Annotated in this window: 20 protein-coding genes and 1 pseudogene; 13 read left to right on the top strand and 8 right to left on the bottom strand. The window is 56.2% G+C overall.

Annotated features, from left to right (window positions below; all coding sequences use genetic code 11):
- Positions 1-7: 7 nt before the first annotated feature.
- The 4 genes from KP80_RS05935 to KP80_RS05920 form a co-directional block, all read right to left on the bottom strand.
- Positions 8-778, bottom strand: coding sequence for an ABC transporter ATP-binding protein (locus KP80_RS05935; RefSeq protein ID WP_052282671.1), 771 nt, complete (start codon positions 776-778; stop codon positions 8-10).
- Complete coding sequence (locus tag KP80_RS05930) at positions 778-1,851, bottom strand: FecCD family ABC transporter permease (protein WP_052282670.1); 1,074 nt, start codon at positions 1,849-1,851, stop codon at positions 778-780. The genes KP80_RS05935 and KP80_RS05930 overlap by 1 nt, the downstream gene beginning before the upstream one ends.
- A gap of 216 nt (positions 1,852-2,067) precedes the next feature.
- A complete protein-coding gene (locus KP80_RS05925) occupies positions 2,068-2,964 on the bottom strand; it encodes a DMT family transporter (RefSeq protein ID WP_052282669.1) in 897 nt (298 codons plus the stop codon).
- Entirely contained in the window at positions 2,961-3,767 is an 807-nt protein-coding gene (locus KP80_RS05920; RefSeq protein WP_052282668.1) for an alpha/beta fold hydrolase, read from the bottom strand. The genes KP80_RS05925 and KP80_RS05920 overlap by 4 nt, the downstream gene beginning before the upstream one ends.
- A gap of 149 nt (positions 3,768-3,916) precedes the next feature.
- Here KP80_RS05920 and KP80_RS05915 point away from each other — a divergent pair, with 149 nt between their 5' ends.
- The 3 genes and pseudogenes from KP80_RS05915 to KP80_RS23285 all read left to right on the top strand — a co-directional run bounded on the left by KP80_RS05915 (position 3,917) and on the right by KP80_RS23285 (position 7,762).
- Positions 3,917-4,816: a LysR family transcriptional regulator gene (locus tag KP80_RS05915; RefSeq protein ID WP_052282667.1), complete on the top strand. Its 900-nt coding sequence runs from the start codon at positions 3,917-3,919 to the stop codon at positions 4,814-4,816.
- A gap of 135 nt (positions 4,817-4,951) precedes the next feature.
- Positions 4,952-5,950: pseudogene (gene benC, locus KP80_RS23290) on the top strand (benzoate 1,2-dioxygenase electron transfer component BenC); the annotation flags it as partial.
- Positions 5,951-5,959: 9 nt separating this feature from the next.
- Positions 5,960-7,762, top strand: coding sequence for a cytochrome P450 (locus KP80_RS23285; protein WP_269432216.1), 1,803 nt, complete (start codon positions 5,960-5,962; stop codon positions 7,760-7,762).
- Here KP80_RS23285 and KP80_RS05905 read toward each other — a convergent pair.
- The gene (locus KP80_RS05905) at positions 7,759-8,676 is read right to left on the bottom strand and encodes a helix-turn-helix domain-containing protein (protein WP_052282665.1); all 918 of its coding nucleotides are present in this window, start codon (positions 8,674-8,676) and stop codon (positions 7,759-7,761) included. The two genes, KP80_RS23285 and KP80_RS05905, sit on opposite strands and share 4 nt — an antisense overlap.
- A gap of 324 nt (positions 8,677-9,000) precedes the next feature.
- Here KP80_RS05905 and KP80_RS05900 point away from each other — a divergent pair, with 324 nt between their 5' ends.
- The 4 genes from KP80_RS05900 to KP80_RS05885 all read left to right on the top strand — a co-directional run bounded on the left by KP80_RS05900 (position 9,001) and on the right by KP80_RS05885 (position 13,159).
- Positions 9,001-10,737 carry an FAD-dependent oxidoreductase gene (locus KP80_RS05900; RefSeq protein ID WP_052282664.1) on the top strand — a complete coding sequence of 579 codons (1,737 nt, stop codon included), beginning with the start codon at positions 9,001-9,003 and terminating at the stop codon, positions 10,735-10,737.
- A gap of 14 nt (positions 10,738-10,751) precedes the next feature.
- On the top strand, positions 10,752-11,870 hold the full coding sequence (locus KP80_RS05895) for an NADH:flavin oxidoreductase/NADH oxidase (RefSeq protein WP_052282663.1): 1,119 nt from the start codon (positions 10,752-10,754) through the stop codon (positions 11,868-11,870).
- The gene (locus KP80_RS05890) at positions 11,867-12,181 is read left to right on the top strand and encodes an NIPSNAP family protein (RefSeq protein ID WP_052282662.1); all 315 of its coding nucleotides are present in this window, start codon (positions 11,867-11,869) and stop codon (positions 12,179-12,181) included. The genes KP80_RS05895 and KP80_RS05890 overlap by 4 nt, the downstream gene beginning before the upstream one ends.
- A 66-nt stretch (positions 12,182-12,247) precedes the next feature.
- Positions 12,248-13,159, top strand: coding sequence for a helix-turn-helix domain-containing protein (locus KP80_RS05885; RefSeq protein WP_052282661.1), 912 nt, complete (start codon positions 12,248-12,250; stop codon positions 13,157-13,159).
- Between the two features lie 5 nt (positions 13,160-13,164).
- Here the strand turns inward: KP80_RS05885 and KP80_RS05880 are convergent, their stop codons facing one another.
- Positions 13,165-13,980, bottom strand: coding sequence for an SDR family NAD(P)-dependent oxidoreductase (locus tag KP80_RS05880; RefSeq protein WP_052282660.1), 816 nt, complete (start codon positions 13,978-13,980; stop codon positions 13,165-13,167).
- Between the two features lie 192 nt (positions 13,981-14,172).
- Here KP80_RS05880 and KP80_RS05875 point away from each other — a divergent pair, with 192 nt between their 5' ends.
- The 5 genes from KP80_RS05875 (at position 14,173) to pgeF (ending at position 18,047) form a co-directional block, all read left to right on the top strand.
- Complete coding sequence (locus KP80_RS05875; RefSeq protein ID WP_052282659.1) at positions 14,173-14,781, top strand: class I SAM-dependent DNA methyltransferase; 609 nt, start codon at positions 14,173-14,175, stop codon at positions 14,779-14,781.
- A gap of 144 nt (positions 14,782-14,925) precedes the next feature.
- Positions 14,926-15,693, top strand: coding sequence for a basic amino acid ABC transporter substrate-binding protein (locus KP80_RS05870; RefSeq protein WP_052282658.1), 768 nt, complete (start codon positions 14,926-14,928; stop codon positions 15,691-15,693).
- A 66-nt stretch (positions 15,694-15,759) separates the two neighbouring features.
- Positions 15,760-16,524 carry an amino acid ABC transporter permease gene (locus tag KP80_RS05865; protein ID WP_052282657.1) on the top strand — a complete coding sequence of 255 codons (765 nt, stop codon included), beginning with the start codon at positions 15,760-15,762 and terminating at the stop codon, positions 16,522-16,524.
- Positions 16,511-17,233, top strand: a complete 723-nt coding sequence (locus KP80_RS05860; protein WP_052282695.1) for an amino acid ABC transporter ATP-binding protein — start codon at positions 16,511-16,513, stop codon at positions 17,231-17,233. The genes KP80_RS05865 and KP80_RS05860 overlap by 14 nt, the downstream gene beginning before the upstream one ends.
- An 88-nt stretch (positions 17,234-17,321) precedes the next feature.
- Positions 17,322-18,047: a peptidoglycan editing factor PgeF gene (gene pgeF / locus KP80_RS05855; protein ID WP_052282656.1), complete on the top strand. Its 726-nt coding sequence runs from the start codon at positions 17,322-17,324 to the stop codon at positions 18,045-18,047.
- Between the two features lie 34 nt (positions 18,048-18,081).
- Here the strand turns inward: pgeF and KP80_RS05850 are convergent, their stop codons facing one another.
- The gene (locus KP80_RS05850; protein WP_052282655.1) at positions 18,082-18,513 is read right to left on the bottom strand and encodes a hypothetical protein; all 432 of its coding nucleotides are present in this window, start codon (positions 18,511-18,513) and stop codon (positions 18,082-18,084) included.
- A 518-nt stretch (positions 18,514-19,031) separates the two neighbouring features.
- Between KP80_RS05850 and KP80_RS22255 the strand changes: the two genes are divergently transcribed.
- Positions 19,032-19,379 carry a hypothetical protein gene (locus KP80_RS22255; protein WP_072129055.1) on the top strand — a complete coding sequence of 116 codons (348 nt, stop codon included), beginning with the start codon at positions 19,032-19,034 and terminating at the stop codon, positions 19,377-19,379.
- Here KP80_RS22255 and KP80_RS05840 read toward each other — a convergent pair.
- Positions 19,376-20,938 (bottom strand): EAL domain-containing protein, encoded by a 1,563-nt coding sequence (locus tag KP80_RS05840; protein WP_052282653.1) that lies wholly within the window; start codon positions 20,936-20,938, stop codon positions 19,376-19,378. The genes KP80_RS22255 and KP80_RS05840 overlap by 4 nt on opposite strands.
- Positions 20,939-21,036: the final 98 nt, after the last annotated feature.

Genomic DNA, 21,036 nt, shown 5'->3' with positions numbered 1-21,036 from the left:
TTTATTGTTATGTCGTTAAACCGTCGACCACCACGTGGGGCAGCCCTTGTGAACAGCGTTCAACGCGCCCACGTACGCCGTAGACCGTTGCCAGATTTTGCGGTGAAACCACCGCACCCGGCTCACCGCTTGCCACCAGCGCGCCGTCTTTAAGCATCACGGCGTACTGGGAGTGCCGCAGCGCGATATTGATATCGTGGATAACCACCACGGTGACGATATTGCGCAGCCGGGTTTCGCGGGCGACGATATCCATCACGTGGAATTGATAGTTGAGATCGAGGGCGCTTAGCGGCTCGTCGAGTAGCAGCAGCGCCGGCTGGCGAATCAGGGATTGCGCGAGGCCTATCAGCTGTTTCTGGCCGCCAGAAAGCTGGTCGAGATAGTGCATCGCCAGATGGGCGACGCCGAGTTTTTCAAGAATGCCGTAGGCTTCGGCCTCCACGTTGCCGTCGCTGTGGCCGCTGGCGCGCCGAGCCACCACGACCGACTCCAGCGCGTGCAGGTGAACCCCCGCGGGCAGCGACTGCGGCAGATACACCACTTTTTGCGCACGTTTAACCGACGATAGCGCCGTCAGCTCTTCGCCGTTGAGGATAATGGACCCCTGTGCCGGGTTAAGATCTGCCAGCGCCCGCAGCAGCGTTGACTTCCCTGACCCGTTTGGCCCCAGCAGCGCGGTGATTTGTCCACGCGGCAGCGTGGGCGTGGTGAGGTCGGCGATAATCTTTTTATGCCGATAGCCGGTATGCAGGGCGTGGATCGTGAGTCCGTCCATTACAGCGTCCCCCGATGACGAATAATAATGCTCAGGAAGAACGGCACGCCCACCAGCGAGGTGACAATGCCGACCGGAATGATGACTCCGGGAACGATGTTTTTCGACACCACCGACGCCAGCGACAGCACCAGTGCGCCAATCAGCATGCTACCCGGTAGATAAAAACGGTGATCTTCGCCAAACATCATGCGCGAGATATGCGGGGCCACGAGGCCGATAAAACCGATAGGGCCAACAAAGGCAACGGTGAGGGCGGAAATAATGCTGATTCGCAGCAGCGAAGCCAGACGCAACTGACGCACGTTAATGCCAAAGCTGACGGCGCGGTCTTCGCCCAGGCGCAGCGCGGTGAGCTTCCACGCGCTTCTTAATGACAGCGGCACGATAACCAGCAGCGCCACCGCCAGAATGGCCAGCTTATCCCACGACGCGCGAGCGAGGCTGCCCATGGTCCAGAACACCAGGCCCTGTAGGGTGTCTTCGCTGGCGACGAACTGCAAAATGGAGATCAGCGCATTAAAGGTGAAGACTAGCGCGATGCCGAACAGCACCACGCCGGATGTGGCGACACGCGTCCAACGGCTGATGCCGTCGAGAATAAAGCAGGCCAGCAAGGCGAAGACGAAGGCGTTGACGGAGATAAACCATTGGTCCGGCACACCGGGAATACCCAACCCGAGAATGATCGCCAGCGCTGCGCCAAACGAAGCGGCGGAGGAGACGCCGAGGGTAAACGGGCTGGCAAGCGGGTTATTGAGCACCGTTTGCATCTCGGCGCCGGCGAGACCCAGCGCGAGTCCGACCAACACGGCCATCAGGGCGAAGGGTAAGCGCAGTTCCCAGACAATCACCCGGATACCGGCGTCGGCCGCATCGGCGTGGAACAGGGTTTGCCATAGCGTAGAGACGGAAATGCCCGAGGGGCCGAGGGTAAAATCAAGCAGCAGGGAGCAGACGATGCACAGCAGGACGATACCGGCGAGCAGATAACGCTGCAAAATGACCCGGCGATAGCGGCGGGAAATCGCCTGGGCGTCCGATTCAACGCTGGCGGCAAGGCTGGAATTCATTGGATAACCTTATGGAACACGGCAAAGTCAAAAGACCTCCCGCCCGTCCCATGGCGAAAACTGCAAGATATCCAATATCCTGGAGAGAGCTGGCGACGATATAAAATGTGATAATGCTTATCAATTCAATACTGGAACTATTAGCGTTCCATTTATTGTTTGTTTAAGTAAGAAGGGATGGCGGCTCATGCCAGGAGTGCGAGCCGCCGTGTGAATCTATCGCCTGATGACCACCAGCAGGCCGCACACCACCAGCCCGGTGCCCAGCAGTTGCTCAACCGACAGCGGCTCGTCGAGCAGCCACCAGCTAAATAGAATGGTCAGAATCGGCCCGATCAGGCCAATCAACACCGCCTTTGCCGCGCCGATGCGGGCGATAGCAGAAGAGAGCCAAAAAATCGGCATCACCGTTGAGAACACCGCCATGCCGGCGCTGTACGCGTAGATCTGCCATGGCAAATGCAGTGCGCTCAGTGGCCGCGTGGAGAAGAAGTGAACCTGGGTGGCGATAATCGACACCAGTAGCGCCAGCACCGAGAAGCGAATTGCTCCCATGCGGCCAATCGCCACTTCGGCCCCGGCACTGTAGATGGCGTAGGTGATGGCGCAGCCAAAAACCAGTGAGCCGCCGAGCATCACCGCGCGGGTATCGGTGGTGAAACCGAGGTCATGCACAAAGGCAATCAGGATCCCGCCGTAGGAGAGCAGCATCGCCAGCAGCAGCTTTTTCTCAAAAGTTTTGCCGAGGAAAAAGACGCCGATCAGAATCGTTAGCATCGGATAGGTAAACAGAATCAGCCGCTCCAGCCCGGCGGTGATGTACTGTAGGCCCATAAAATCAAGCATTGCTGAGGCATAGTATCCCGCCACGCCGAGCACAACCAGCAGCCCATAATCGCGGCGATGCAGCGCTTTGGCGTGGCGCAAAACCGGCAGCGCGGTCAGCGCAATCAGCGGGAGTGACATCGACATCCGCAGCATCAGTAGCGTCACCGGATCGACAGGAGCCACCTGATAGGCCAGCTTGACGAAAATGGCTTTAAACGAGAAACCAAACGCGGCCAGCACCGCCAGCGAAAACCCCGCCATCGTTGAGGAGAGGTTGAGCCTCATGCCACGCGGCCCTGCAGTTCGCTGATCTTTTGCCACATCGCCAGTGGGTTCGAATACATCGGAAAATGGCCGCAGTACGGAATCTCCGCGAGCGTCACGCCGCGCCGTTCAATGTCCGCCAGATAGCTCAACGTGTTGTTCTGTTCGCCGTACATAAACATCGTCGGGCAGGGCAGATTGAGGAATTTGGCCATCAGCTTGCCGTGATCGGAATAGTCGACCATCGAGGTGAAAATGGGACGCACCGCCGCCGCCCGGACTTTATGCCGTAGGCTGGCGGCGTACAGGGCGCTGGCCCAGGCTGGAGAGCGGTGGGTGCGGGCGATAAAATCGGCAAAAAACTGCTCGTCGTCACCGTCAGGGTAGTCGATGGCCTGGCGGCTTAAAAAACAGTCTTCAGGTGCAATATTGCCTTCGATATCGACAAAACTCAGCACCCGCTCGGGGTAGGCGTGTGCCAGCATCAGCGCAGTGAGGCCGCCCATCGAATGGCCGACCAGATGAAAACGGGTGAAGCCGAGTTTATCGACCATCGCCAGTGCGGTGTCGACCAGCAGCGGAATAGAGATTTTCTTCACATCGGCGCAGCGGGTTTCGCCGCATCCCGGCGCATCGTAGGCCAGAAACGGCCGGTCATTAAAGGCGGCGTGGTGCACGATATCGGCATAGTCCTCTTTGGTGGAGCCGAAGCCGTGCAGGAAAACGATCGGCTCGCGTGTGCCGCTACGGTAAATGGCGGCAACCTCAATGTCGGTTCCCTGTACGGTGATGGTCTGCTGCTGGTGATGAAATTCGCTGAACATAAAAACCCGATGGAAGATGTAAAGGTGGTGATATTCACCCGTTGGGTCCGATATGTAAAATCGTATTAAGATAACGGTCTGATATGTTTTTAATATCAATCAGCGTTATGATTTCGCACGCCCCAGCAAACTGACAGGAAGCGTAGGCCATGATTAATTTCCGTATTATTCGCCACATGTGGCTGTTTCTTGCCGTGGCGGAGGAGAAACACTTTGGCCGAGCGGCCAAAAAGCTTGGCATGACTCAGCCGCCGCTGACTCAGCAAATTCAGGTGCTGGAACAGTCGCTCAAGGTGCAGCTTTTCGACCGTTCAAAGCGCAACGTTCAGCTCACGCCGGTGGGGCTGGCGATTCTGCCCGCCGTTAAGCGATTTGCCGAGCAGGTCGAGCGGCTGGAGCTGGCGGTGAATGAAGCGGTCGCAGGCCATACCGGGATGCTCACTATTGGCGCAATCAGCACCGCGATGCTTGATGTCCTACCGCCACTGCTCGATAGCATGAAAGCGCAGTACCCGGAGATTGTTATCTCGATTAAAGAGATCGACAGTGCGGAGGCGATTCCGGCGCTGCAAAACGGCGAAATCGATCTTGCCTTCGCTCGACTAACCGGCGCAATGGGCGAGGGGATAGCGCTGCTGCCGCTCGCCAGCGCCGAACTGGTTGTCGCGCTGCCAAGGCACCATCGGCTAGCAGGAGCGTCGCGCATTGCCATTCGTGAGCTGATGCACGAAGCGTGGGTGATGTTCTCGCGCCACTTAAGCCCAGTCTATTTCGACAGCATTACCGCCGCCTGCCGCAGCGAAGGGTTTTCGCCGCGTATCATTCACAGCGCTCGCTCGGTCGCGTCACAGATTGCTTTTGTCGGCTGTGGCCAGGGGATTGCGTTGGTGCCTGACTCGCTGGAGCGACTTTCACCGGCCAACGTGCTCACCGTTCCACTCGACAACCCGATTGAGGTGGTGACCACCGCGGCGGCCTGGTCGACTGCACGCAATAACCCTTTAGTTGATAAGTTTATTGCACTGATTCCGCCGTCTGCACAAGTGTGACCGCACCCGCTAAACCCGGCGGGATGCCGGATTTGTCCTGTTTAATGTCATCTCTGTCCGTTGATTCAAAGCCTCATCCGGCTTGATATGGGGCATTCGGATTTTCCGAGTGCAACTGTCTGGAGGATGTGAGAGATGAGTCATCAGATTACCCTTCGTTTTGAAGACGGCGTAACGCAGCAGATAGACTGCCGCGCCGGAGAGTCCGTCGCTAATGCCGCGCTGCGCGCCAAAATTGCCATTCCGCTCGATTGTCGTGATGGAGTGTGCGGCACCTGCAAGGCGACCTGTCGTTCGGGAAACTATGAACTGGGCGACTACGTCGATGATGCGTTATCCGCGCAGGAGGCGGGCGCAGGGCGCGTCCTGACCTGTCAGATGCACCCTTCCAGCGACTGCATAGTGGAGATTGCCGCCGCGTCCAACGGTGTGAGTGTCCGTGACTATCACGGTCATCTCACCGAGAGCCGGGCGCTGTCGCCGACCACGCTCACCTTCTCCCTTGCGCTTGATGAGCGGGAAGCGCTGAGCTTTCAGCCGGGGCAGTACGTTAACGTACAGATACCGGGCACGGAAGAAACGCGCTCCTATTCGTTTAGCTCCGGCCCCTCGGCCCGCGAAGTCAGCTTTGTGGTACGCAATGTGCCGCAGGGGCTGATGTCCGGATATTTGAGCCAGCGTGCCAAAGCGGGTGATGCTATTCGTTTGCGCGGCCCAATGGGCAGTTTTTATCTGCGCCCGCTGGAGCGCCCGGCGCTGTTTTTGGCGGGTGGCACCGGGCTGGCACCGTTCCTGTCGATGCTGGATAAACTGGCAGAAACCGGGGACACCACGCATGCCATCCAGCTTATCTTCGGCGTTACCCGCGATGAGGATCTGGTGGCGCTGAGCGAGCTTGATGACTACGCGCGCCGTTTGCCGAATTTTCGCTACCTGTGCACGGTGGCCGACCCGCAAAGCCTGCACCTACACAAAGGCTATGTGACGCAACATGTTGACGCCGCACAGCTTAATGGTGGTGACGTTGATGTGTATCTCTGCGGTCCACCGCCAATGGTGGATGCGGTGCGCGATTATCTGCAGGCTCAGGGGCTGACGCCGCGTAATTTCTACTACGAGAAATTTGCCGGCAGCAGCGTTGTGATGACGCAGCCACCGTTACCGCAGCCCGCCGAGCCTACGCGCATTCCGCTGGCGTTAGTCGACGTGGACAATGCTTTCGATCTGCGCCTGGCGCTGGAGCTGGGAGCGGTTCAGCTGACCATGGGGCGGCTCTCCGGCGAGCAGTTGATCGCTTTCCGTCGGCTGGCGGAGGCCACCGCAGCGTTTGTCTCCGGGCGGCGTTTTATCGACGTGACGCGCTATGCCGAAGCCAACCACGCCTTCCATATGTTCCTGATTGAGGCCACCAAAAATGCCCAGTTGATTGCGCTCTACAGCACACTGGCGGTGCAGGAATATATTCATCGTGCGCTGACCGCCAGCGTGGAAATCGTCGGGGATATCGTCCAGCAGCACAGGGATTTGGTGGCGGCATTTGAATATGGCGATCTGAACGCCGCGCGCGACGTGCTGGCTCAGCATGCCCAACATTCGCGCACCACCATGAGCCGAGCGCTGGCGCAAGATTCAATGCCGGTAGCCGTCACCCCTGACGCTTGCGCAATCGTGACGGATGAGGAGCAGGACATTGCGCGCTGCCCGTTCCATGCCATGATGCCGCCAGTACTACCGCCATATTCTCATGAACTTAGTTGGCCGCCTGAGCTTGAGCCTTTCAAGGTGGTTGATGATGGCTCGCAGGGCGACCCCTATGAACACTACCGCTGGATGCGTGAGCATGCGCCGGTGCTGCGCTGCCAATCGGCCACCACTGATGTCTGGTTCCTTTCGCGCTACGACGACGTTTATCAGGCCATTCGTAATCCCAAACTGTTCTCCTCGGAAGTGGTGAGCCCACCACCGCTGACTTTCCTGACGCTGTTTGATGCGCCAGGGCATACCCGTCTGCGTAAGGTGGCGCAGCCATCGTTTATGCCGCTGTCGCTGGAGCCGTTTATCCCACAAATCGAACGACGTGCCGATGCCTTGCTGGAGCGGATGCTGGAAAACGGCGGCGGCGATGTGGTGGAAGATTTCGCGATTCCGCTGAGTATCGCTACCATTTCGACGATGATCGACGTACCTAACGAAGACGAAGAGAAGATGAAGTTCTGGTCGGATGAAACCTTCAGCTACTTCGGCCGTCTGGCGCGTAATGCTCCAGGTACCGGCACCGATGAACAAAGCGCGATGGCTTTCTTTGCCTATCTCAAAGCGGCGATGGAACGGCTGTATGTCAGCAACAGTCAGTCTATCGGCGGGCATATCGCCCGCATGTGGAAGCAGGGGCTGCTGTCGGAAAAAGAGGCCAAAGAGCTGTGTGCCTTTGTGTTCATCGCCGGACACGACACCACCACCATTCTGGTCGCCAATGCGTTTCGCATGTTTGCCGAGCAACCGACGCTGGTGGCGCGCCTGCAGGGCAATATCGATGATGCCGACAACTTTGTCGAAGAGGTGGCCCGCTATCGTGGCACCGTCCAGCGCGTCAGCCGTATTACTACCGAAGAGACCACGGTGGCCGGGGTGACCATTCCGAAAGGGGCGATGGTGCGACTGCTGCTGTCGGCGGCGAACCGCGATAGCCGTAAATTCACCGATGGTGAAACCTTTGATATCGACCGCGATACTCGCGGCCATCTGGGCTTTGGCAACGGGATGCACAAGTGCCTGGGGCAGCCGCTGGCGAAGCTAGAAACGCTAATCGCCGCAAAACTGGTGGCGCAAAAAGTCGGGGAAATTAGCCTCGACCCGACGCGGCCCATTCAATACGTTCGTGGCAACAACCTTACCAACTCCGGGCCGCAGCATCTGTACGTGCGGATGATCCGGCGGGCGAACTAAGGTGAGAGCCGCAGACGCCCCTGCTCCTGCTGGCGATATTCGGTGGGCCGCAGCCCGGTTTGCTTGCGAAAGAAGCGGCCAAAGTAAGCCTCATCGCGAAAGCCCAGTTCACGAGCAATCTGCTTGATGCTGAACGACGAATAACCGAGCAGACGTTTTGCCTCATGGATGGCGCGGCGATCGATAGCCTCGATCGCCGAAATGCCAAACGCTTCGCGGCAAATACGGGTGAGCTGTCCAGCGGAAATGCCCATCGCGTCAGCGTAGCTTGCCACCGGCTGGCGGGTACGGCAGCGCGCGTCGAGCAGGGCACGAAAACGCTCGATACGGGCCACTACGGCTGCCCGTGCCGGATTTTGCGCAAGCTGGGCTTTTTCGCTCAGCCGCGCCACCTGCACCAGCAGGGCGAGGGTTAACGCCAGCCCGGCGGTGTATTGCCAGCGCTCCGGGTGCTCAGCCTCGCGCCCGATAGCATCAAACAGCAGGGTTAACGAAGTCTCAGAGGATGGGGTGGCTTCGAGGGCCAGTACCGCAGGGGCACGTACAACCGTTAGCAGGTCAGGAGCGGTGGTCATCGCCACGGATTCGATTGCCGATTGGGCGGTGGTGATGACGTGGCCGTCAACGTCTTCGTGAAAGCGAAAGCCATGTACTGAGCGGGCAGGGATCACCAGTAGACATGGCGCGGTAAAGCACCACACCCGGCCATCAATCGAGGTATCACCACCGCCGCGGGTGATGTACAGCAGCTGGATCAGCGCATCGTGAAAATGCGGCTCGATATCAAAACCAAAGCGGCTGGCGCGGGAAGGTATGCGCTCATGATGCACGATATCGACCGCCGACTGTCCAGCATCGGCACCGTACAGCGCGTAATTGGGCAGCGCCCGGCGTGAAGTGACGTTAGTGGGCATGATGCCGGTTTTGTCCTGTCGGTGAGCGCTGCATAAGCGTTAATTCCCGTAATCAATGGAGCCTGAATTCGGCGATAAAAATCGACGCCAGGCAAGCGACAGTTGTTCATCTTGTGAGCTGAGTAGGGCTTAACAGCAGGCGCTTCTCTATTGCCGAAGCCGCAAAAAAGTTGAGTCAGACCACACTTTGGCGCAATTGTCGAAAAGTGCAGGTTTTGGTTGGAAAGTGGCCTTCTTTTTCCCTTGAGAGCTGTGAAAAATGCATGTGCAACATTTTAAAAACATAAATAAAACAATAAAGATCATTCATCTGCGAGGTCCCCTATGGCTGTAGAACTTCCCGCCCGCGAGTGTGATGTGCTGGTGATTGGCAGCGGCGTCGGCGGTTTATCCGCCGCGGTTACCGCCGGGCTGAACGAACTTGATGTCCAGGTTATCGAAAAAGAGCCGGTGTTCGGCGGCACGACCGCTTTTTCCGGCGGCGTACTGTGGATCCCTGACAACCATCTGGCGCGTCAGCAGGGCATCGAAGATAGCCAGCAGTCCGCGCGCACCTATCTGCAAAGTGAAGCGGGAGACAGCTTTCGCCCAGAGGTTGTTGACGCGTTTTTGCAAAATGGCCCGGAAATGCTGCGTTTTTTTGAAGACAACACCCGTTTTCGCTGCAACCTGTATCAATACCCTGACTACCATCCCGACGCTCCCGGCGGCGTAATGCGCGGGCGTTCGGTGGTGCCGGAAGCCTTTGATATCCGCGAGCTGGGCGACGCGATGTCGCGACTGCGCAAGCCGCTGCGTACCATCACCTTTATGGGCATGATGTTCAGCTCCTCAAACAACGATTTGAAGCACTTCTTCAACGCCACGCGATCGCTGAAATCTTTCGCATACGTGGTCAAGCGCCTGAGTCGACATCTACTGGAAATTGCCCGCTATGGGCGCGGGATCACCGCCAATGGCGGCAACGCGGTGGTCGCCAGGCTGGCCTGCTCTGCGTTGGACTTGGGGATCCCGATTCACACCGGCGTGGCGGCAAAAGATCTGATCGTTGAACAGGGCGTGGTGCGCGGTGTGGTGGCGGAAGTGAACGGCGAACGAGTCAAACTGTATGCCCGACGCGGCGTGGTGCTGGCCTCCGGCGGGTTTGCCCGCGATGAGACGCGGCTGAAAAAAATCTATCCCCACGTTCGTCGCGGCGGTATTCAGCTCTCGCCAACGCCACCGGGTGTAGATACCGGTGACGGTATTGCGATGGCGGAACGCATTGGCGCGCGCTTTGACGACAGCTATCCGCACGGTGCGGCGTGGATCCCCGCCTCGAAGGTGCAGATTGGCCGCCAGCAGTACGTCTTCCCGCACCTGGTCGATCGCTACAAACCCGGTTTCATTATGCTCAACCGCCACGGCGTGCGCTTTTGCAACGAAGCCGACTCCTATCACGACGTGGGTATCGCCATGATTGAAACCTGTCGCGACGATGCGGAAACCTTCGCCTGGCAGATTTGCGACCAGCGGGCGCTGCGCAAATACGGCATGGGCTTTGCTAAACCAGCACCGATTCCGGCGTCGGTGTATGTCAACAGTGGCTACCTGCTGAAAGGAAAAACGCTGGCGGAACTGGCGCAAAAAATGGGGATTCCTGTGCGAGCGCTTGAACGCACTGTCGAGGAGTACAACACCGAGGCGCGGCTGGGCAAAGACCCACAGTTTGGCCGCGGCGAATCCGCCTACAACCGCTATCTCGGTGACGCAAACCATCAACCCAACCCGTGCGTGGCGCCCATTGAGCAGGGGCCGTTCTATGCGGTGAAAATGTTCATGGGCGATCTCGGCACCTTCCATGGCCTGAAAACCGACGGCGAAGCGCGGGTGCTGGACAACCAGGGGCTACCGATCCCCGGCCTTTACGCGGCAGGGAATGAGATGGCCAGCATAATGGGCGGCAGCTATCCGGGGGCGGGGATCACCATTGGCCCGGCCGCCACCTTTGGCTATATCGCTGCCCGCAGCATGGCCGCGCGTGGGGAAACCGAAGCGACGCCGCAGCGCGCCGCATCATGAGTCAGGAGAAAATGATGTCGACACTGTTTAGTCCGTTACCAATGGGGCCATTGACGCTGGCCAACCGTATCGTTGTGCCGCCGATGTCGCAATATTCTGCGGCAGACGACGGCTTAGCCACGCCGTGGCACGCCCAGCATATTGGCGGTTTAGCCATTTCCGGCGCGGGAATGGTGATTTGTGAAGCCAACGGCGTGACGCCGGATGGGCGCATTACCCCGCACTGCCTGGGATTGTGGAACCGCGAACAGGCGCAGGCATTGCAAAAGCTGCTCGCTGATATTCGCACCTACAGCAATACCCCTATCGGCATACAGTTGAACCATGCCGGACGTAAAGCGGGTACCAACGCGCCGTGGCGCAATCAGGGGGCGTCGCTGACTGATAACGAAGGCGGCTGGCCAACGGTAGCGCCGTCGGCAGTGGCCTATAAGCCCGGCTGGCGAGTGCCGCAGGAACTTGACGAGGCCGGGATGACGCGCATCATCGACGGCTTTGTCGCCGCCGCTGAGCGGGCGCTGAATGCGGGTGTTGATTTTATTGAACTGCATGCGGCAAACGGCTATCTGCTGAACCAATTCCTCTCGCCGTTGAGCAATTTGCGCGAAGACGAATACGGCGGCAGCCCGGAAAATCGTATGCGTTTCCCGCTTCGGGTGGCGCGTGCGCTACGCAATGTGTGGCCGAAAAGCCGGGCGCTGGGCGTACGTTTCAACGGTGGTGAATTTGCCGAAGGCGGTCTGACTCTGGAGGAAGCGGTACAGTTTGCCCGCGAACTGCACGCTCTTGGCTATGACTATCTGCATGTTTCTGGTGGCTATAACATCTATAACCAGACGCCGCCTGCCGACCGGCCGGGTTATATGGTGCCGTTTGCTGAGGCGGTAAAACAGGCGCTACCGGAGGCGGTGGTGATTACCGTTGGGCTGATTTATGAAGCGCCGCAGGCCGAAGCGATTGTTGCCGAAAAGCGGGCGGACCTGGTGGCGATTGGCCGCGGTATGCTCGATGACCCAAACTGGCCGATTCACGCCGCCATTGCGCTGGGCGAAACGGCGCCATGGCCCAAGCCATACGACCGTTTTGGACCGCTGGGCTGGCCAACGCACCAGGTAGCGGAGATCAAATCATGACGCTGCCGATTGTAGACCACCGGATTTACACCATCCGACTGCGCAAAATGAACGAGTTTATTGAGGTGTTTGAGCGGCTGGCGATGCCAGTACTTATCGACACCCTCGGTAACCCGCTGGGTTTTTACACCAGCTTCGTCGGGCCACAAAACCAGTTTGTACATCTGTGGGGCTATGAAAGTCTCGATGAATACGAACGCCGCAGCCGCCTGCGCGATGCGCATCCGGATTTTGCCGCCTATCTAAAAGCCTCTGAGCCGTATATTGTGGCTCAGGAGACGCGGCTGATTCGCGCAGCCTCTATGCGCTGATCTTAAGCTCTCCCCGGGAAATCTTTTCGCGTTCCCGGGGACGCGCACCATCTCAACGGAGGCGTCATGAATCTAACAAATAGCATTCCGGTTTTTAAACTCTACGGTGAAAGCTGGCACTGGCCGACGCCAGACCTGCTGCACTGTGAGTCGATTCATAGCCGTAGCAGCCTATATGACTGGCGTATCCGCGCGCATCAACACACCGATCTGGTGCAAATTCTCTACGTTCAGCAGGGCGAGGGCGATATCGAAATTGAAGGCGTCCGCCAGCCGTTTTCGCAGCCCTGCATACAGATTATTCCCGCACTCTGCGTACACGGTTTTCGCTTTTCTTCGGGCACCAACGGCTTTTCACTGTCGCTTGCCGCACCGCTTATTGCCCAGTTCGAACAGCAGTTTGGCCGGGCAATGCAGGTGCTGAACCGACCGGTGCGCATTGCGGTCGGTGATTCGCAGGGGCAGATTAACGCATTGTTTCACACGCTACAGCAGGAGTATGCGGCGGATAACGAGATGCGGGCGATGATGCTGCATTCGCAGCTGAGTGCACTGATGGTCTGGTTGAACCGGCAGGCTACACCGCTGGCGGAGATGAGCGATAAGGTGGAGCGTAAACGCGCCGCCGTACGTCGCTTTAATCAGCTGGTGGAGCATCACTACCGGGAGCATTTCCCGCTGGCACACTACGCCAGCCAAATAGGCATGTCCGGGGTGCACCTCAACACGCTGTGCCGCGAGTTTCATGGCTGCAGCGCGCTGGGTGTGTTGCACCAGCGGCTGCTGCTGGAAGCCAAGCGCAGTCTGCTTTACACCAGCATGACCGTGAGCCAAATTTCGGATTATCTTGGCTTTAGCGATGCGACCTATTTTTCGCGTTTCTTTCGTCGCGCGACCGGATTTTCACCGCGTGATTTCCGCGACAAACCCAGCGAGATAGAGTGTGAACCTGCCCAGGCAATGTCGCTGAGCAGGTGAGTGGTTTAGCCGGTAAAGCCCGGTCGCGGCAGTTTACCCATCAGCATGGTCGGTAAGCCGCCATCGACGCCAATTTCCGCGCCGTTGATATAGCCGGATTTATCGCTGAGCAGGAACAATACCGCGTTGGCGATATCCTCCGGCTTACCGATACGTTGGCTGGCGGTGAAGGCCTCGCGGGCTTCGCGTACTCCCTGCTGGGCGTAGTATTCGGCGGTGAGCGCGGTTTCAATCATTCCCGGTGCCACCAGATTGCTGCGAATACCATCCTGTCCCCACTCCACGGCGATCTGCTGGGACAGCAGGCCAACAGCGGCTTTTCCCGGGCTGTAGGCACCGCTCCACGGCTGTGGAATACGCCCAGAGATGGAGCCGATATGTACGATACTGCCGCGCTTGTTTTTACGCATATCAACGGCAAATTCGCGGGCGCACAGCAGGTAGCCGGTGAGGTTAACGTTAAGCTGGGTCTGCCACTGCTCAATGCTTATCTCGGCAAGCCCGGCAGGGCGTAAGATCCCGGCTGCGTTGACCAGACCGTAACAGTCGCCAAGCTGGGTGCGGACGCTATGCGCCGCTTCTTTGATTTGTGCTTCGCTGGCAACGTCGCAGACGACTGCCAGTCGCCGCCCCGGATAGTGTTCCAGCTTCTGGCGCAGCGCCTCGCAGCCTTCCGGGTTGCGGTCGAGCAGCGCCACGTCGGCACCTTGCGAAGCTAGCGCGGTGGCGATAGCTTCGCCAATCCCGCTTGCCGCTCCCGTAACGGCGAACACCTGTCCCGTAAGCCCCAGCCAGTCGTCATATTGATGTGATTGCGTCATGGTTTTCCCCTTATTTTGGTGTACAGAAGCTCTTACATTGTTAGATGGCGGCAGGGCAAAAGGAATGCACGAACGATAACCAGACGGGGACTTTTTGATGTGATTCGCGCGTCTTGGAATGCCAATGGCGAAGCGGATGCTTTTGCTCTAAGCTGTTAATTCTTCGACAAAAGACCATAACACCGAGGCTCTATGGATAATCCAGCCGCCCGTGAAATACTGCCGATTTACCAGCGTCATGCCGACGCGTTCGCCCGATTACGTTCGCGCTCGCTCTTTGAAAAGCGCTGGTTGGATGCTTTTATGACCGCAATGAGGCGGCCAGGTAGCGTGCTCGATCTGGGCTGCGGCAACGGCCAGCCGATTGCGGAGTATTTTATCCAACAAGGCGTTCAATTGACCGGGGTCGATGGGGCGGAGGCGATGCTGAGCCGCGCTCGCGGCCGTTTTCCCGAACAGCGTTGGTTGCAGCATGATATGCGCACGTTGGTGCTCGGTGAAACCTTTGACGGCCTGCTCGCCTGGGACAGTTTTTTCCACCTCACCCAGAACGACCAGCGGCAGATGTTTTCGGTCTTCGCTCGCCATAACCACCCCGGCAGCGTGCTGATGTTCACCAGCGGCCCCGGTGACGGCATTGCGATGGGGCAGTTTGAGGGCGAGCCGTTGTTTCATGCAAGCCTCGCACCGGAGGAGTACCGGGCAAGGCTGGCAGAAATTGGTTTTACGGTGCTGGAGATGAAGATGGAGGACCCGGACTGTGCCGGGCACACCATTTGGTTGGCCAAAGCCATTGGGTAGTGGCCCACCGTCCCTCAGTGACGTTAATCATTCAATAAAAATGCTTAATTATTGCTTTTCGAGATAATAACGCTCCTGGCATATTGCATCTGCTGGATAAGTTATGTATTTTTATGCAAATTAATTGCATAAAAAGGTAATCTCATGATCAGCAAATGGATGAAAGCCTGCTGCTTTACGGCAGCACTGGTGGCCAGCGGATATGCGGCGGCACAAACTTATGTCGTCGGTGCTGGCGGCACCTACCGCCCGTTCGAGTTCGAGAATAATCAGAAGCAGTTAGAAGGTTTTGATATCGATATCATCAAGGCGATCGCCAAGGCGGAAAACTTCGATATCAAACTGATCAATACGCCGTGGGAAGGCATTTTCGCCACCCTGGGATCCGGCGACCGTGACATCATCATTTCTGGCATCACCATTACCGATAAACGTAAGCAAATGGTCGATTTCTCCGCGCCGTATTTCCCGGCCGAGCAGTCCATCGTGGTGCCGAAGGATTCCAAAGTGGCTTCACTGGCGGACCTCAAAGATCAGAAAGTTGGCGTGGTGAACTCCAGTACAGGTGACATCGTGGTATCTGATGTCCTCGGTAAAAACAGCACCGCGATTAAGCGTTTTGACAACACCCCATTAATGCTGCAGGAGCTGTTTGAAGACGGTGTTAGCGCGGCGGTTGGCGATGTCGGTGTGGTGAAGTACTACATCAAACAGCATCCAGAAAAACAGTTCAAGCTGGTGCCGGATGCCAGGTTTGAACGCCAGTATTTCGGCATTGCGGTGGCTAAGGGCAATACGGAACTTCGCGACAAGCTGAACGCGGGCCTGAAGAAAATTGTTGCTGATGGCACCTACGCTAAAATCTATCAGACCTGGTTTGACGCCGACGTACCTGCATTGCCGGCGCAGTAACGCTTATTTCATTTTTTACGGCGATCGCCTTTATGGCCGATCGCCGTTTTATTTCAGGGATACATTATGACGGGATTCCGTTGGGAAATTATCGAGGAGTATGGCCCGCTGTTTATTGACGGCGCGATAATGACCCTCAAATGCACCATTATCTGCGTGATCCTCGGCACGCTGTGGGGCCTCACGCTCGGACTTGGGCGAATGGCAAAAGCTGAGCATGGGCCGTGGAAATACATTTTGCGTTACCTGGTGCAGTTCCCTGTACGCTTTTACGTCAGCGCTTTTCGCGGCACGCCGCTGTTTGTACAAATCATGGTGGTGCACTTCGCGCTAGTCCCGTTATTCATTAACCCACGTGATGGTTTGCTGGTCACCAGCGGCGTGATGAGCAGCGATTTTGCACGTGAACTGCGCTCAAACTACGGCGCGTTTCTGTCTTGTATTGTCGCTATTACGCTCAATGCCGGGGCCTACGTTTCTGAAATTTTCCGTGCGGGGATTCAGTCGATCGATAAAGGGCAGATGGAAGCCGCGCGTGCGCTGGGGCTGCCGTGGTGGAAAACCATGCGCAAGGTTATTCTGCCGCAGGCGTTTCGCCGTATTCTGCCGCCACTGGGCAATAACGCGATTGCTATCGTCAAAGACTCTTCGCTGGCCTCGGCCATTGGCCTTGCCGATTTGGCCTACGCCGCTCGTACCGTGTCCGGTGCCTATGCGACTTACTGGGAACCGTATTTGACCATTTCACTGGTGTATTGGGTGATTACGTTCGTGTTGGCGCAGTTGGTTAATCGTCTGGAAAAGAGGTTTGGCAAAAGTGATTCACATTAAAAATCTACATAAACACTTTGGTGAAAGCCACGTTTTGCGCGGTATTGACTGTGACATCCAACCGCAGGAAGTGGTATGCGTGATTGGGCCGTCGGGTTCGGGTAAAAGTACCTTCCTGCGCTGCATGAACGCGCTGGAAACGGTGAGCGAAGGTGAAGTCGTGGTGAACGGTTTTGCGGTTCATGATAAGAAAACCGATCTCAATAAAATGCGCGAAAGCGTCGGGATGGTGTTTCAGCGCTTCAATCTGTTCCCACATATGACCGTGCTGGAAAATTTGCTGATGGCACCGATGTCGCTGCGCGGTATGAATCGTAGTGATGCGGTGGTGTTTGCTGAAAGCCTGTTGGCGAAAGTTGGGCTGAGTGATAAACGCGATGCCTGGCCATCAAGCCTCTCCGGCGGCCAGCAGCAGCGTGTCGCCATCGCGCGGGCGCTGGCGATGCAGCCATCCATTATGCTGTTTGATGAGCCAACGTCGGCGCTCGATCCGGAGCTGGTGGGCGACGTTCTTGAGGTGATGAAAAACCTGGCGCGGGAAGGGATGACTATGGTCATCGTCACCCATGAAATGGGTTTTGCGCGCGAAGTCGCCGACCGGGTTATTTTCATCGACCAGGGAATCATTCAGGAACAGGGCACGCCGGAGACCATTTTCAGCGCCCCGCAAAACCCGCGTACGGCGGCGTTTCTCAGCAAGGTGCTGTAATTTATCATCGCAGGCGATGCCCGTGACTTGTCAGGTAGGCATCGCCGCAGTACCGTTATCAAAGATACGATAACGGTGATGGGTAAAAATGGCCTGGTTCTCTCACTTACTGGCGGACATTCCCGGCGTCCGCCACGCCTTTCTTGACGTGCATGAGTCTGCGGTTTTCGATAAGTCTCCGCTGGTTGATATCAAACAGGTTCATGGCAAAGACATCCTTCATTTCACGCACCAACTCGAGCAACGGCCTTGGGTCGACGGCGTCGTGACGTCCCTGGCAGGGCATCCCATTGGCGTTGTGACGGCTGATTGTCTGCCGCTGCTCATGGCATCACGCAATGGGCAGCATATTGCCAGCGTACATGCCGGGTGGCGTGGGACGGCCGCGGGGATCATTGAGCAATCGGTTGAGCAATTTGCAAGACTCGGCGTGACGGCCAACGATATCGTGGTCGCCATCGGCCCACATATTCGTGCCTGCTGTTATGAAGTGTCGGCGGAATTCTACGATGCTTTATTGCAGACGCCGGCGAAAAATGTCATTCAGTCCCATCGGCAATCATTGTTCACATCAACGCCCCAAAAACCGAATGCCAGCAGCGCCGCTGCTCGAGAGTTGAATAGCCTATGGTTTGATTTACCGGCATTTAGCTTATTGCAGCTGGCTCGTGCGGGTGTGCCATCTGAAAATATCGAGGTGATGGAGAGGTGTACCTACTGCACGCCGGAATCACTCGGTTCGTATCGGCGTAGAACGCATGTCCCGGCCACGAAAACGCAGCAGATAGCGTGGATAGTGAAAGAGGAGCAGTAGCGGGCAGTCGGGGGAAACCGCCCGCTATCGTCAATTAATTCAGACGGTCATCAATGCGGTCACGGGTGTCTGAGACGCGGTCGCTACGAGAATCTTGTCGGCTGTCTTGCCCATTTTCAAACTGATTCTGGCGATTGTCCTGATTACCGCGGAAGCTATCCTGCCGGTTATCCTGATTCTCTCTGAAAGCGTCTTTGTGGGCATCCAGGCCTTCGCCAAAGCTGTCCTGACGGTTATCCTGATTATCGCGGAACGTATTCTGACGCTGATCTTGATTATCGCGGAAGTTGTTGTGCCTGTCTTTTGCCCGGTTTTTGACGTCATGCACCTGATTTTTTTCTGCCTGGTGACGAGAATGTCGCGCATTTTGATTCTTGTGGTGAATATTATCCAACGTATTCGCACTGGCTGTGCCCATCATCAGGCCGCCGACGATGGCGAGAGCAATAACGGTATATTTGTTCATAACAGAGTCCATTGCTAAGAGAATGGGCATAGCTTAAATAGGCGATTTACATTAATCAAAAAGAGAATAGGTCTACATCCGGAGCGATTATTTAGCCATTAATGTGTAAAAAATCTTTATTGCGATGCAGGCTAAGCGGCCATTATCTGCAATATCGAGTAGTTTCATCCTATTGCGTGAGCTGTAGAGAAGAAGCCCCAGAACGTGGGTATAAGCAGTGGGGAATTATATGAATTACGTTCAGGTGCACGATTTATAATTCTCCAGGAGAACATATCGAATGCTGAAAATTAATCCAAAAGAGAAGAAGTACCCGTGTAAATAATCATAATGGAAATCATCCCCTGCGAAATGATTAAACGGAAGTTTTCTTTCCGACTGCATTGTAAATAATGTGAGGTGGGTTTTGTTTTTGACAGCCTATTTTCATTTTTCTAATTTTATTGCGCCAGAACAAATTATGAATTAACTGAGCCTGTATGGTAGCCGGCCATTCTAATGAGGCATACCTTAAAACGATGAAACACCTGTTGTTACTTTTAGCTCTAATTTCTGCTCCAGTTTTGGCTTTGGATTTTACGTCAACGCTTTTACGTTTGAACTGCCCGTCACGAGGGATTGTTGAAGTCACGCTGCATGTTTATGACCATGTCTCTGAACTGTGGAAAGGGCATTATGAAGTGGGCGCGGGTCACCGAACGCACAATGGCATCGACCTGGTGAAGTTTTCCAATGGTGACCAGTTCATTCATAAATCCCACAGCGGCGAATTTCTCTTTCGCTACGCCGGAAAAAAGGCCCTTCAGCACTGTCATAAACTGTCTGAAAGCCCTTTATCCGTCCACGCCTTACCCTATCATCATTAAGTTTTCGACTGGCTGAGATTGTCCTTAACCCAATCGATAAATGCCTGTTTTGGTAGCGGCTTACTAAACAACCAGCCCTGGCCTGAGTAAACGCCATGGGCAACTAGCCAGTCGCGCTGGCGAATGCACTCAATGCCTTCCGCGACCGTCGATAAATTGAGTGACTTCGCCATCTCAATAATGTGGCCAATCACGTGATTAGATTCCAGCGTATCGACAAAGGACTTGTCTATTTTTAGCGTATCGACCTCCAGATCCTGGAGGTAGCTCAGGCTGGAATAGCCGACGCCGAAATCGTCGATATAGACCGTGTGGCCCAGTTCGCGGTAGGCCTGGAGTACCGGGAGTGCCGTTTGGGGATCCGCCAGATTGCGTTCCGTTAGCTCGATGGCAATCTGTTTCGTTGACACTTGCCACTGCTGGACCTGCTGATTAATCAGCGCCGGTAGGGTCGGCGATAGCAGATCGGCCGCGGCGATATTGATCGAGATATACAAATCAGGATGCTGGGCGAGCCAGCGGCCCATATCGCTAAACACGTTGCGGACGATATATTCAGTCAGCGGCCGGATAACGCCCGCCTGTTCAGCCAGGGTGATAAAAATATCCGGCGGCAGCCAACGGCCTTCCGGCTGCTGCCAGCGAGCTAGCGCTTCTGCACCGATCACACGGCCAGTTTTTAGCTCGACAATAGGCTGATAATGTACGGTAAATTCCCCTTCCTTTATCGCATCAAGAATACGGTAGTGAGAGGATTGCAGCCGACGCACAATGCGCAGCACGATGAAGGTCGCCAGACCGCTAAGTACCAGACCGACCGGAAGCCAGAACAATAGCTGCCGGATCCAGTTGACCTCGATAGGTGCAGTGGGCGCCCAGGTGAGCAAAATGGCGCCAACCGGTGGCAGTCTTTGCTGCTTGTACACCATACCGTTGGCTTCCGTCATAGGCTGGAAACCGTGTAGGGTATTTTTCCAAATTTCCGGATCGAGAGGATGATTACTTGCGATGATCCGCTCTCCACGGGTGCTGATAATCGCGGCATAAATCGGATAGGCCGGGTGTGGAAGCACATCGATGAGCGAATCGGGATCGATAACCGCCATATATTGACCGCTGCTGATGGCGACCATGTTGTTATCAATATTCAGGTCATGGCGCGAGGTTAACCATACGTGATAGCCAGCGGGCGTCACATATTCAGAGCCGGGCACTTTTTCTGAGAGGACGTTCCTGAGCATATTGCAGGCGGGTTTGGTGCTATCCAGGTAAAAAATACTTTGGATGTACTGGTGGATGTACGACACCTTTTGAATATGCTGCAGATGCTCAGGACTGCAGGGAACGCCCCGAAAACTATTGGCTTCCGCGAGGGCGGTCCGCGCCTGTTGTTTAACATGGCGGGTTCGCTCCAGCACGCTTTCGGTGTAGTTGTCCATTTCCTGTTTGAACAGTTCGTGGGCCTGACGATGGGCGAGCCAGAGGCTCAGGGCAATAGGCAAAAATATAGAGACGATCAGCACGCTCGTGATGTGTCTGACCGGACGCTGCGTGGGCATCGATAATCCTTAACGATCGAGCGGGAAGTGGAGGACGTAATAGGGCGTGGATTATAGAACCGGGAAACCCTAGAGGCTATATCAATATAAAGAATGTA

Source organism: Kluyvera genomosp. 1 (assembly GCF_001266615.1).
GTDB lineage: Bacteria > Pseudomonadota > Gammaproteobacteria > Enterobacterales > Enterobacteriaceae > Kluyvera > Kluyvera cryocrescens_A.
The sequence above is the reverse complement of the archived record's forward strand: the minus strand, read 5'-3'. Positions and strand labels throughout refer to the sequence as shown.